Here is a 13,548-nt window from a genome sequence, read left to right on the forward strand (position 1 = left end):
AAGCGAAAGGATAAACACACTAATGGAATAAAATAATTAAACCAGCTTGTTTATTGCGTCTTTAGTAGCAGAAATATGCGCAGGCAAAGCCGTTTTTAATTCGCTGGCCAGAGCCATATTTGACTCGTTAAGCGCGTGTTCGAGTTGTCTCGCGATTTGCGCAAGCGAGTCAGCACCAAATTGCGCCGCATTTGATTTTAAACTATGGGCATGTCGCGTTGCCTCAGTTAAATTACTGTCAAAATCGTTTTCAAGATCTTGATAAAGGCGGTCAAATTCTGTCAGACAGAATTCTAAGGTAGGTAAAAATTGATCTTGCAACAGATCTTGCATAGCAAACAGTGCATCTGAATTAATGTTTACGTCTATTTCACTCATAGAAAGCTATTAAAGTATTTGACTTCCTTTAACATTAAACCAAGATGCGCCACTTTTCTATTCCGATTTAAAAATTAACTGTTAGTTCCTATATTTAGCACACCATTTAGTTTTTATTTAACCCATCAAATGGCGTGCTTGAATGAAGCAACGCGGACTATTAAACTACTCATTTTAGCGACGAAACTACACATCTATGGCCCGCCCCACTTGTAATACATGCCACTTTGTTAAAACTGATTGCATATGCGCACACGTTAAAACCCTTTCGAATCGCATTAACATCATTGTGTTGCAACACAAAGGCGAAGAGAAAAACGCAAAGAATACAGTGCGATTGGCCGAGTTAATTTATTCTAATATTACGGTTTTAGTCGGTGAAACACCTGAAGACTTTGACGCACTTAAAGCACTGCCACAAAATTCCAGTGCCCTTTTATACCCTACAGAAGATGCTGAGCCACTAGAAGACAACAATACCGCGTTAAACCTTAGCCATTTAATCGTGCTTGATGGTACCTGGAAAAAAGCGAATAAGCTGTTTTTTAGTCTGGATATTTTGAGCCAGTTTAAACAGGTGAGTTTTAGCCAGCTACCGGAAAATCGGTATCATATTCGTAAAGCCAACCGTATGGATAGCTTATCGAGCCTTGAGGCAATTGCTTACGCGCTTAACTTAACGGAAAAACTACCGATGGAGCCCGCTTACACGGCATTAGAGGCAATGATGGAGAATCAATTTAAGCACATGCCCGCAGAAGTACGGGCACGCTATAAACAAAACGATTAAGACTGGCTGTCGTCACTAATGCGGCTAGCCACAGCGCCTGATTGGCCTTTGTATTTTGCGTCTTTACGGCGGTTATAAGGGTTCTCTGCCGGTCCAGACATGGTTTCAAAACTCAGCGCCCCAATTTTCATATACGAGCGAAGGGCTAATGGCAATTTTCCAGAATTGTAAAATTCCAACACAATATTGCCTGACCAACCTGGATCAATTCGGTGAGCGGTTACGTGAACCATTAAACCTAAACGCGCAAGCGACGAACGGCCATCTAACCAACCTACGATATCGTCAGGCAAAGTGACACTTTCATACGTGATAGCAAGGGCAAGTTCACCCGGGTGTAGGAAGAATGCTTCTCCCTCTTCTAGCACAATTTCATCGCTCATAATCGATTCCATTGCCGCTGACACCAACTCTTTTGGACCACTTAAATCAACATAGGGGGCTTTATGATCCTGAAATACACGAAATTTGTTGCCTAATCGTAAATCGACCGTCACACCGGAAATCATGTCATCTTTTGGTGCAGGATCAATGCTAATTTTACCCGCGTTTAGATACTCTTTTATATGGGTATCGCATAATCGCATAGTTAATCGTCCGTTATAATAATTTCGACGGGATTGCTGCCACTTCCTTGATAAAACAAATGACTAGCAATAAGTTTTGCCGCTCGATTATAAATGGCAACGAGCGCCTTGTCAGCATTATGTGAAATAAACTCACCTGCTTCGCCACTTTCGCGAATGGCATGGGCCAGCGGCACTTGGCCAAGTAATGGTACATCAATACGCTGGGCAAGTGCTTTACCACCGTCTTCACCAAATACGTGGTTGATACCATTACAATGTTGACAGTGAAAGTAACTCATATTTTCAAGTAAACCTAAAATTGGCACTTTAACTTTATTAAACATGTCGATGCCCTTATTGGCATCGGCAAGCGCTAAATCTTGTGGTGTTGTAACAATCACAGCGCCACTTGCTGGAATTTTTTGCGACATAGTGAGCTGAATATCCCCTGTACCCGGTGGCATATCCACAATTAAATAATCAAGTTCAGGCCACGCGGTTTCGTTTAATAACTGCATCAGCGCTGTGGATGCCATAGGACCCCGCCACACTGTGGCATCCTCTTTGCCTAGCAAAAAGCCTATTGATTGTGCTGCAAGCCCATTTTTACTCATAGGTAGCAAAGTCTTATCGTCTTTCGCTTGCGGTTTTTGGTCTTCAAGCCCCAGTAATAATGGAATAGATGGGCCATAAATATCGGCATCTAGCACCCCGACGGCTGCACCATTTTGCTTCAACGCATGGGCCAAATTAACGGCACTAGTTGATTTACCGACACCACCTTTGCCACTGGCAACTAAGATAATATGTTTAATCGTGCTATGGCGAAAAGGCTCGAGCAATTGCACCTGCACACTCACGTGCACCGGTTTTTGCAGTTGTTCTGAAAGAAACGCGGCGATTGCAGGCTGCTCTGTCGTGGCAGCAAAATGAAGCGTTAGAGCAACTTTAACACCATCAACATCATCCACCGAGACTAAACTACACGCTTGTTGTAACCCCACAGGAAAGACGTCCGAGCGATAATCGCAGAGCAAACTGTTTATTTGCTCAAATAAGTCGGAATTGTGTGGTTTTTTCAGCGCTTTTTCGGCTGCTTTGGACCCTCGGAAAAGATTTTTAATATTAAACATGTAAATCTTCATTTGGCTAATGAAATACGCGCTGGAATTATGTAATATTCCTGACCTTAACTCCAGTTTTAAACTTAGCTTGTTGTACTGTTTAATATTCGCTTTCACAAGTTAGGTGTTACCCGTTGGGTATTTTAATGGTGTTGTCACCACACTAGTTTACGGTAAACGATATGTCGCAAAGAAAAATCTTAATTACAAGTGCATTGCCTTATGCAAATGGCCCGACTCACCTAGGCCATTTACTTGAGTATATTCAAACGGATATCTGGTCGCGCTTCCAGAAATTACGTGGTCACGAAACGTATTATGTATGTGCCGATGATGCGCACGGTACGCCGATCATGCTAAACGCGCAAAAACAAGGTATTACACCAGAAGAAATGGTGGCGAATGTAAGTGTTGAGCGCCAGCGCGACTTTGCTGACTTTCATATTAAATTTGATAATTACCACAGCACTCACTCAGAGGAAAACAAGCAGTTTTCTGAGTTAATTTATAACCGTCTAAATGATGGCGGCTATATTAAAAAACGTACTATTTCTCAGCTATTTGACGAAGAAAAAGGTATTTTCTTACCAGATCGTTTCGTAACAGGCACGTGCCCTCGCTGTAAAGCAGAAGACCAAAATGGCGACAGCTGTGACGCATGTGGCGCAACTTACAGCCCGACTGAGCTGGAAGCACCAAAATCTGTGATGTCTGGTTCAACACCAGTGTTAAAGGATTCTGAGCATTACTTCTTCGATTTACCAGCATTTGAAGACATGTTGAAATCGTGGTTAACCTCAGGCGCAATTCAAGGCGAAATGGCAAACAAACTAAACGAGTGGTTTGAAGATGGCCTACAGCAGTGGGATATCAGCCGTGATGCACCGTATTTTGGATTCGAAATTCCTGGTGCACCAGGTAAATACTTCTACGTATGGTTAGATGCGCCAATTGGTTACATGGCAAGCTTTAAAAACTTATGCGATAAATCTGGCCTAGATTTCGACGCATTTTGGTCAACCGATTCAGATGCCGAGCTATATCACTTTATTGGTAAAGACATTGTCTATTTCCACAGCCTGTTTTGGCCTGCGATGTTAGAAGGTGCAGGTTTTAGAAAGCCAAACAATGTATTTGCTCACGGTTTTGTCACGGTAAATGGCGCTAAAATGTCTAAATCAAAAGGTACCTTTATTAAAGCGCGCACATACCTAGATCACATTAACAACCCTGAGTACTTACGTTACTACTTCGCGGCGAAGCTAAATTCGGGTATTACTGATTTAGATTTAAACCTTGAAGATTTTGCTCAGCGCGTTAACTCTGACTTGGTCGGTAAAGTAGTGAATATTGCGAGCCGTTGCGCTGGCTTTATCACCAAGAAATTTGATGGCAAGTTAAGCACTGATATTGCAGAGCCTGAATTACTTGCTGAGTTTGTAAACGCACAAGAAAGCATTGCAGCTTCGTTTGAAAACCGAGAGTACAGCCGTGCCATTCGTGAGATTATGGCGTTAGCGGATAAAGCAAACCAATATATTGATGCGAAAGCACCGTGGGTGTTAATTAAGAACGAAGAGACCCAAAACGAAGCGCACCTTGTGTGTTCAATGGGTATTAACTTATTCAAGTTATTAATGACTTACTTAAAGCCTGTGCTTCCAGCAATGGCCGAGCAAGTAGAAACGTTCTTGAACACTGAACTAACATGGCAGAGCATTAATACAGCACTAACTGGTCATGAAATTAGTAAGTTTAAAGCGCTTATGCAGCGTGTAGAAATGGATAAAGTTAACGCTATGCTTGAAGAATCAAAAGAAAGCCTTGCACCAACAAAACCGGCAATTGACCCAAATAGCCCACTGGCAAAAGAGCCAATTGCTGACGAAATTGAGTTTAACGACTTTGCAAAGGTTGACCTACGCGTTGCTAAAATTGCAAAAGCAGAGCACGTCGAAGGCGCTGATAAGTTATTAAAGCTTACACTTGATTTAGGTGGTGAAACACGCCAAGTATTTGCAGGCATTAAGTCAGCTTATCAACCAGAAGATATTGAAGGTAAGCTTACAGTTATGGTTGCAAACCTTAAACCACGTAAGATGCGCTTTGGTATGTCTGAAGGTATGGTGCTTGCTGCAGGTCCTGGCGGCAAAGAGATTTACATCTTAAACCCAGATGACGGTTCACAGCCGGGTATGCGTGTAATGTAATAGCAATTGTGTTGAGTGTGTGTTCAGAAATAGCGCAGGGTAAATTCAAACGCTGTTAGCAAAATATTTACCCTCTAGCATGAACAGCTATTCAAGTAAATTGTTAGAAAATACCACTTAAAAAAACCGCCGACTGGCGGTTTTTTTGTATCTCAACAAATAGGGCCAGGCGGGTTAAGCATAAATCGGGAAAATTTAACTCACCTGTTTAATCGAGCGCATAAATGATTGATACGATGAGCTAATATCTTTTTGTGATTGTGATTTCAAGGCGCCTTCTAAGCCTTTAGCCATTTGACCCAACTCATCAAAGCCAAACATACCAGCCGCGCCATAAATTGCATGGCACAGTTTTGCCAACTCTTTATTATCACCCAAACAAAATAGGTGCTCAGCGAGGGCTTTTTGTTCCATTAAGTTATTAATAAATTGCAAACGCATAATTTTTAAGTCTTGCTCTGGAATGGCCGCGACTTCAATTGGTATACCGGTATACTTGCTCAGCTTTTCATAAAACTCGGTTTGATCAATGGGTTTGGCAATATGGTCATCAAACCCTACTGATAAATAGTGTTTAATTTCATCTGTCATTGCATTAGCAGTAAGCGCCAAAATCGGGCACGATACACCGGTTGAGCGCATTAATTCATGGGCTTCAATACCATCCATCACTGGCATTTGAATATCTAACAAAATAATATCAAACTCATCGGTAAAGGTGGCATCAACTGCCAGAGCACCATTTTCAACACACATAACCTGAAATCCTAAATTCTCAAGCATTCGGGATATAAACAGGCGATTATCTGGGTGATCTTCTGCCAGCAAAATACTGCCTTCGAGTTTTTTAACCTCGCCAGATTGTTTTTTCTTGGTATTCGCTTCTTGAGTGACCTGGTATGAATCAAGCCATTTGGTTTCTGTGGTTGTATAACATGGCAGTGTAAAGCTGAATTTAGATCCTTTGCCTGGTTTGCTCGAAACATTAATTAAACCACCCAAGCGCTCAATTAAGTTTTTGGAAATATGTAAACCTAAACCAGTGCCACCATATTGCCGTGTGGTCGATATATCGCCCTGATGAAATGGCGTAAATAACTTTTTAACGGCTTGTTCATCCATGCCAATGCCCGTATCAACAATGGTAATTTTCAGGTCGTCTTCTTCCATTTCAACCTTAATACTGACACTGCCTTTTTTGGTAAATTTAACTGAGTTACTGGCTAAGTTCAGTAAAATTTGGCGCAACCTAACGGGGTCTGACATGATGGTGTTAGGCAGCGGAAAATGGTAATCGATATTAAATTCAAGGCCTTTATCGCGTACTTGGCGCCCCAAAATTGAACCCACCTCGGAAAGTAGCTGGAAGATATTCGTTGGTACTTGCTCAATGGTAAGTTTGTTTGCTTCAATCTTAGATACATCCAGAATGTCATTAATTAAGCTTAGTAAGTGTCGGCTATTCTTTTGGATGACTTTAAGCGCATGACGCTGCTCGTTTGGCGTTAACGTGTTATCACTGTTTAAGGTATCTACATAGCCTAAAATAGAGGTCATTGGCGTACGAATTTCATGACTCATATTGGCTAAGAAGCGTGATTTTGCCTGATTTGCGTCTTTAAGTTCATCAGTCAAAACTTCAAGGGCGATGGTACGTTCACGTACTTTTAGTTCTAGGTTTTGACTTAAATCGATATTTTGCTGATTGATTAAACGCAATTTATCGGCGACCGCAAACGCCAATAACAAGGCATCTAACGTGGTGCCAATTAAGCCGTACAAGTAAAAGTTTGCGTTAACGTCGCCCAATAACCCCAAGTTATTTAAATTGCCTACCATATTCGGCAGCAGCATTGCAATGTAAGCCAAAATAAAATAACGGGCTGGTTTAAAACCACGTTGCCAACTAAGTAATCCAGACGCCATGCCAATCACCATCATGGTTCCAGTAACGAGCGTGGCCCAGATAAAACCGAACCCAGGCATAAACAAACTTATGGGAATGCCGGCGAGTGCGCCATAACCAATCCATAAAGCGACCTTCGCCAATTGAGGAAAGCGTTCATCCAGTCGTAAAAACGGAATAAAAAACAGTGCGTTGGTCAGCGGCAATAAGATAAAGCCCAACCAATGAACAGACGCAGTATTAACATTAAATAGCTGCTGTGGAATTAAAAAGAAATGACTCCACGCGAATACCCACGACGCGGTAAATAATGCATAGTACAAGTGCATTTTTTCTCGCGACACAAAGTAAATCAGTAAGTTATATAACCCAAGCGCTAAACCAATGCCAAAACAAAGCAGCATTATGGTTGAATTTACAGTTGCTTGCTGTTCAAACTTGGAGGCGTGACTAACCGTTACTTTTGGCGCAGTGTAAAAATAGTTACTGGTGATGCGTATAATCACCATATATTGCTCACCTTGTTTTAAGTGAACACGATTGGCGAAATGAAATGGCACATTTAAGGGGTAATTAGCGCCCGAATACGTCGCTTGTACGCCATCTTTGGCAAAAACTCGTACCTCAATATCATCTGCCATAAAATTTGACGGCGCAAATACATAATCGCCAGTAGCGACTTGATTATCAATTGAAAGCGCATACCACACTTCATCGCCAAATATATTAGGTCGTTTTACGGCTTGTGCTTTGTGTCGCCAAGTTAGGGATTCTTGAAAGCTCAGCGGAAAGCTTAAAGGCTGTGAGTTATCAATTTGCGCAGCGTAGGTTAATACATTAGCGCCGAGTTGCTCTTCAGACAGAACCGTTGCTGAGGCCAAAATCGGACTCAGCAAGCACCAACAAATCAGTAAAAAGTATATCCCACGTGTTCTGATCATCTACTGCTTTCCGAACATGAATTAAAATTGATAACGCAGATTTACGCCATATTGACGGCCTTCGGCTTTAAAATCTTCGAGCATGCCTAAAAATGAGCTCAGGTCGAACTTTAAGTGACTGTACTCTTCATCTGTTAGGTTTTTACCCCACAGATTAACATGCCAATTTGCGATGCGATACGATACGTTTGCATGCCATAACAATACATCATCCTGCATCGCAAACGCATTCATGTTCTGGTCAAAGTAATATTCCGACTGGTAATCGTTGCCGATGCCAAACGTAAGTTCGCTTTTATCAAAGTTAATACGGTAATTTACGTTGCTTGAAATATTCCATTCTGATGTAAAGGGTAAACGGTTATCGGTAAGCTGATTACCAAGTGGGTCGGTATATTCGTCAAATTCTGCATGAGGCAAGTAACCAATATTAAGCACGATATCTAAATCGCTGCCGACAAACCACGTATTTTCAACTTCCACACCATAGATTGTTGATGAAGCGACATTTTCTAATAGCTGTAACGGTGGCGCATTAGGAGTAGCACTTGCCTGATTCATAAACACTTGCTGATCTTGATAATCATAATGGAACGCTGCTGCTGAGATTTTCCACGTATTATCAAATAACTCTGTACGCAGGCCCAATTCATTCGCAATCAAATATTCAGGACCATATGCAGCTAGCTTTGCCTGCTCTTCGGTGGCAATAAAGCCGCCATAGTATCCGCCGCTTTTATAACCATTGGAAAGTGAATAATAAAATTGTGTGTCGTTTAATGTTTGATAATTAAGCGCTAACTTTCCTGATAACTGCTCATCGCTTTCATCACCAGACACGCTATAGTAATCAATTGTTTGGCCAAGCAAATCACTTGGGTCGAGCACAAGGTTTAAATCGCTATCGGATTCATATTTAACCGTTTCATCGGTATAGCGCGTGCCAAGCACCACGGTAAATTGCGAATTGACTTGCCAATCAAACTGGGCAAACAAGGCTGCAGATTCAACGTTAATGGTATTATCATAAAAGAAGGTCGTCGTTAAACTAGGATCAAGCACGCCACGTAGGTCACGCAGAATGTCATTGAAGTTATTTTGTTTAATGTCTTCATGTAAGTAAAATAAGCCCACCATTAGATGCCCAACATCTAACTTTGACGATACGCGAATTTCCTGACTAAAAGCATCATCTTTAGTACCCAAATGGCCTTCACATAGCTGGGCTGGACTTCCGTCACAATTAAAACCATGATCGCGGTTGAGGGAATTATATGCTGTAATGCTAGTGAGTTGAGTTACATCGTTAAATTGGTAATTAAGTTTTAGCGACGCACCTATATTTTCCGTATCGTGTTCTTGCTCATTATTCACCATAACATCGAAAAAATTTTCACTGCCATCGTTAAAACCAAACGCATCAAAGCAGCTATTTGAGCCAAGTTCGTCTTTACTACACAAAGAACCATCGGCAGGATTTTTAAATATGCCAATAGAACCAACTGGATTTACTCGGCCATCCCAGTCATTGCCATTGATTTTGAACAGCATATCGAAGTTATCCCATTGCCCATAAACAGCAATACGATAATCGGTTTGCACCATATTCGCTTGTTCTGATTCAGGAAGTAAGTTATTGGTAGAATAATCATATTCTTTTGAGCTCACCGCTACTCGCGCCGCGATTGAATCGCTTAACGGAAGATTCGCCACACCTTCAAGCAAACCAAAGTTTAGATTACCTCGCCCTACTTTTATGTAGCCATCTAAATTATTTAGCTCGGGCAACTTGTTACGCACTAATATTGCCCCACCGGTACTATTGCGGCCAAATAAGGTACCTTGCGGTCCGCGCAGCACTTCTACGCTTTCGATATCAAATAAGTTAACTAATTGATTATTGGCAGCACCAACTGATACGTCATCTTGATAAATCGCAATAGGCGATGTATTTGATGTGTTGTAATCAATTAGGCCAACGCCACGGATATTCACCGCGGGCGTTGTACCCTCTGCGGCATTTTGGGAAATTTTAACGTTTGGAATTAAATGACCGATAGCGGTGATGTCTTTTAACTGTTCCGCATTAATTTGCTCACCATCTATTCTCGATAAGGTTACACTTACTTGTTTAATCGGTTGTGCACGTTTTGTAGCATAGACCTCAATCACCTCCATATCAGTTTTAGTAGATTGAGCAAACGAAGGGGCGCAGGCAAGCGCGCAGGCAACATAAAGTAAGCGTAGTTTCATACGTGAGAGCATTCTTTTGTTAGTTATAAATGTAAGTATAATCAGTGAATTGCAAAGGTACTAATTTTTTCGCTATTGTACCTCAAAGCCATTGAACTGTTTTGTTTGAATATAATCCCACGACACCTTTTCCACTTCAGCTTTACTTGGCCCTTGCTCTAAAAACTCAGTAAACTTAATGAGCTTTAAGTCTTGGCCAGTCGCTTCGACTTCTACTTCACCATTAGCAAGATTTTTTGCATAGCCACTAATGCCTAATTGCTCTGCAACTTGCTTGACTGACGCGCGATAAAAAACCCCTTGTACGCGCCCAGCGACAATAGCTTTTAAGGTTCGCTCTGACATATCCACACCAATTTAATAGCAACTGTTTAAACAAACTTAGTCGGTCACTCTAGTATTGCCAAATTTTTCATAGTAATTCGCAAAACTGTCACCTTCAACAGCGTCAATACTTTGCAAAAGACAGGCTATTGCCTGCTCTCTTGCCGTGTGGTTGAACTGCAGCGAATCTGGATTTACAAAACCATGGCGATATGGCGCGCGATAAAGAGAAAGCGCAGTTTTTGGCAACAACGCATCAATTATTTGGTTTTGGTCAAAATGCGCTTCGTAATGCGCAAACACAATATGCCAAGGCACCGCAGGCTGCACTTCTAGATAGTGTCGGATCTGCCCCGGGTAATAAGCTATCGCTTTTTTAAGTGACGGCAGCAAGTGTTGTCCCGCCCAGACTGCCGCGCCGCCAGCACTGAAACCAAGGGCGATGTCAATTTCACCCGCATTTTTCAAACTCTTTAAGCGTAACAGATAGTTATCCATACCACCTGATTGTAAAAAATACTGATAGGCGTCTGATTCATTCGCAAATGCTGGGGGGTTATGCTCGTACGGGGAAAGAGACGTAACTGAATGATGTGACGCTAAGCATTCACAAAGTGCCAAATGTGATGGGGTTTCACCAAAAATATCTGTGGCAATAAGAATCTTCATAGCAATTGTCGATTAGCAAAAGCGTATTCTACTTGTAAGCACCTACGAGGTTAACTAAAATAACGACCTTTTTTATCTGCAACAACCGGAGCCATTATGTCTGGGGTTATTTATCTTCAACCAGGGCGTGAAAAATCGTTAAAGCGCAAACACCCTTGGATTTTTTCTAAAGCCATTAAAAAAGTTAAGGGCAACCCGGGCTTAGGTGACACCGTTAGCGTTTACGATGCAGATGGTAAATTTTTAGCAATTGCTGCTTACAGTCCGCAGTCACAAATTCGCGCACGTGTTTGGTCGTTTGATGAAAACACCATTGTTGATACAGACTTTTTCTATAACCGATTAAAGCAAGCCCTTAGTTTACGCGATTATGTAATTGAAGAAGGCGGCCTAACCGGTTTTAGATTATGTGCAGCAGAATCAGACCGCCTACCGGGCATCACCATTGACAAGTTTGATAACTACTTAGTGTGCCAGTTACTAAGTGCCGGTGCCGAACGCCATAAAGGCGAATTAGTACAAGCACTAATTAGATTATTCCCGGGTTTCAACGTATATGAACGTTCAGACGTTGATGTACGCAAAAAAGAAGGCTTGGAGCCAATTACTGGCGTATTACACGGCAGTGCACCAACCGAGCCGGTTAAGATAGTGGAAAATGGCTTAGCGTTGGAAGTGGATATTTTAGGCGGCCACAAAACCGGTTTTTACTTAGACCAACGCGATAGTCGTAATGCGCTGAGTCGTTTCTCGAAAGGTAAAACCGTACTTAACTGCTTTAGCTATACAGGCACATTTAGTCTGTACGCATTAAAAGCAGGCTGCGAAAAAGTGACTAATGTCGATGTATCGGAGAGTGCACTTGCCATTGCCAAACGCAATGTCGAGCATAACAATCTTGATCTATCAAAAGTAGACTTTATCAAACAAGACGTTTTCAAATTACTGCGTGAATATCGTGAAAACGGCGTGAAGTTCGACACAATTGTGATGGATCCACCTAAGTTTGCAGACAGCAAAGCACAATTGACCGGTGCATGCCGTGGTTATAAAGATATCAATATGATTGCCATGCAAATTTTAAAACCAGGTGGCACGTTATTAACCTTCTCATGCTCTGGTTTAATGGAACAGAATTTATTCCAAAAAGTGGTTGCCGATGCGGCATTAGATGCGGGCCGAGAGCTGCGTATCATGGAACGATTAAATCAAGCACCAGATCACCCAATTGCGGGGGAATACCCTGAAGGATTCTACCTTAAGGGCCTTATCTGTAAGGTATTATAAAGACTTAAACTGTCAGATTCAGGTATTGTATCTGACAGTTCTTTTTAAGCCGCAAATTTAACAGCCATCGCAACCGCCACCGCCAGAACAATCACCACCACTTGAACCACTGCCACTACCGAGAAATCCACCGCCACCTATAAAGCTGGTCCCACTTTTAGAGCTGCTAAGATCAGATGAAAGAAGTGATGCTTTAATCAAAGTGGCAATAATCAATATCGCAAAAATAATCGGGCACACTATCGCTTGCAAGTTAGATTCAGATTGCACATCGGTAAAATACCCAGATGCGACTAGGCCTAGTACTATAATTATCCATGACCACATACACATATCCTTTTTGCTAAAATCACAACTACGTTGCCGCCTTTAGCGCTTTATGCCAACACTAAATTCTTTATATTCAATGAAGTAACGCTAAGGTCTAGGGTCTGTTGACCTTTCAAGTTCGTTTTTTCTGCAGTTTGATTGGGGTTTATACAAGGCAGAGGCTGTGTGACATAGTTTTCTATGTGAGTCAGCCGATAACACAGTAGAAAACCCAATCAAGCGCTGCCGAATGGTTCTTTTGAGCACACTTTCCTCATTGTGGCTCGATATTCGCTTAGATTGCTAGGCTACACATCGAACGCCGCGATAAAAGTGCGCTCAAATAGAACAAAAATAGAACAACAAAGAGCAATAGACCCTAGTATATAGCTAGTTTTATTTCAGGTAGATTTTGCCATTAAAAAAGGAGCATCATGCTCCTTTTTTAATTAATCTCCAATACTTCCAACCCCAGCAAATATTCTTGATCTTCTACTTCGCTGCAGCGCACCACAGTTGCTAGTGCATCAAGTGCCGGTACACTGTTATTGGTGGCATCGATACGTACTTTTACTTGCGTACTTACCTCTAATGGCTCATCGATTTCAATTGCCATTCCCGTTGCACTTAAATCTCGGCATACCCCATCAATTTTACGGCCAGCTTCTGAGTCTAAAATTACTAGCTGTGCTTCGGCATTTACTAACATGCGAAAAAAATTACGCTTGTCTTCATACAACATTAGATTTCCCCTAAACTTCCTGTCGCAGGTTTATTATTACCACAGC

General features: G+C 41.8%; 12 protein-coding genes. 3 read left to right on the plus strand and 9 right to left on the minus strand.

What is annotated here, in order from left to right:
- Positions 1–36: 36 nt before the first annotated feature.
- The gene (locus AN214_RS09105) at positions 37–378 is read right to left on the minus strand and encodes an Hpt domain-containing protein (RefSeq protein WP_054979444.1); all 342 of its coding nucleotides are present in this window, start codon (positions 376–378) and stop codon (positions 37–39) included.
- 196 nt (positions 379–574) lie between these two features.
- On the opposite strand from AN214_RS09105, the gene AN214_RS09110 reads away from it, so the two are divergent.
- On the plus strand, positions 575–1,168 hold the full coding sequence (locus tag AN214_RS09110) for a tRNA-uridine aminocarboxypropyltransferase (RefSeq protein WP_054979445.1): 594 nt from the start codon (positions 575–577) through the stop codon (positions 1,166–1,168).
- Here the strand turns inward: AN214_RS09110 and dcd are convergent.
- Complete coding sequence (dcd, locus tag AN214_RS09115) at positions 1,165–1,755, minus strand: dCTP deaminase (RefSeq protein ID WP_054979446.1); 591 nt, start codon at positions 1,753–1,755, stop codon at positions 1,165–1,167. The two genes, AN214_RS09110 and dcd, sit on opposite strands and share 4 nt — an antisense overlap.
- Positions 1,756–1,757: 2 nt before the next feature.
- Positions 1,758–2,870, minus strand: a complete 1,113-nt coding sequence (apbC, locus tag AN214_RS09120) for an iron-sulfur cluster carrier protein ApbC (RefSeq protein ID WP_054979508.1) — start codon at positions 2,868–2,870, stop codon at positions 1,758–1,760.
- Positions 2,871–3,043: 173 nt separating this feature from the next.
- Here apbC and metG point away from each other — a divergent pair, with 173 nt between their 5' ends.
- On the plus strand, positions 3,044–5,071 hold the full coding sequence (gene metG, locus AN214_RS09125; RefSeq protein WP_054979447.1) for a methionine--tRNA ligase: 2,028 nt from the start codon (positions 3,044–3,046) through the stop codon (positions 5,069–5,071).
- A 195-nt stretch (positions 5,072–5,266) separates the two neighbouring features.
- Here metG and AN214_RS09130 read toward each other — a convergent pair whose 3' ends face one another.
- The 4 genes from AN214_RS09130 to AN214_RS09145 form a co-directional block, all read right to left on the minus strand.
- Entirely contained in the window at positions 5,267–7,918 is a 2,652-nt protein-coding gene (locus tag AN214_RS09130) for an ATP-binding protein (protein WP_082428539.1), read from the minus strand.
- A gap of 21 nt (positions 7,919–7,939) precedes the next feature.
- Positions 7,940–10,171 (minus strand): TonB-dependent receptor, encoded by a 2,232-nt coding sequence (locus AN214_RS09135; RefSeq protein ID WP_054979449.1) that lies wholly within the window; start codon positions 10,169–10,171, stop codon positions 7,940–7,942.
- 72 nt (positions 10,172–10,243) lie between these two features.
- Entirely contained in the window at positions 10,244–10,516 is a 273-nt protein-coding gene (locus AN214_RS09140) for an acylphosphatase (protein WP_010560305.1), read from the minus strand.
- Positions 10,517–10,552: 36 nt separating this feature from the next.
- Positions 10,553–11,164 carry a dienelactone hydrolase family protein gene (locus AN214_RS09145; protein WP_054979450.1) on the minus strand — a complete coding sequence of 204 codons (612 nt, stop codon included), beginning with the start codon at positions 11,162–11,164 and terminating at the stop codon, positions 10,553–10,555.
- Positions 11,165–11,260: 96 nt separating this feature from the next.
- Here AN214_RS09145 and AN214_RS09150 point away from each other — a divergent pair, with 96 nt between their 5' ends.
- The gene (locus AN214_RS09150) at positions 11,261–12,451 is read left to right on the plus strand and encodes a class I SAM-dependent methyltransferase (RefSeq protein WP_054979451.1); all 1,191 of its coding nucleotides are present in this window, start codon (positions 11,261–11,263) and stop codon (positions 12,449–12,451) included.
- Between the two features lie 57 nt (positions 12,452–12,508).
- Here AN214_RS09150 and AN214_RS09155 read toward each other — a convergent pair whose 3' ends face one another.
- Entirely contained in the window at positions 12,509–12,778 is a 270-nt protein-coding gene (locus AN214_RS09155) for a hypothetical protein (RefSeq protein WP_054979452.1), read from the minus strand.
- 427 nt (positions 12,779–13,205) lie between these two features.
- Complete coding sequence (locus AN214_RS09160; protein ID WP_054979453.1) at positions 13,206–13,502, minus strand: PilZ domain-containing protein; 297 nt, start codon at positions 13,500–13,502, stop codon at positions 13,206–13,208.
- Between the last annotated feature and the right edge of the window lie 46 nt (positions 13,503–13,548).

This window comes from Pseudoalteromonas sp. P1-9, from assembly GCF_001399975.1.
Classification (GTDB): Bacteria; Pseudomonadota; Gammaproteobacteria; order Enterobacterales; family Alteromonadaceae; genus Pseudoalteromonas.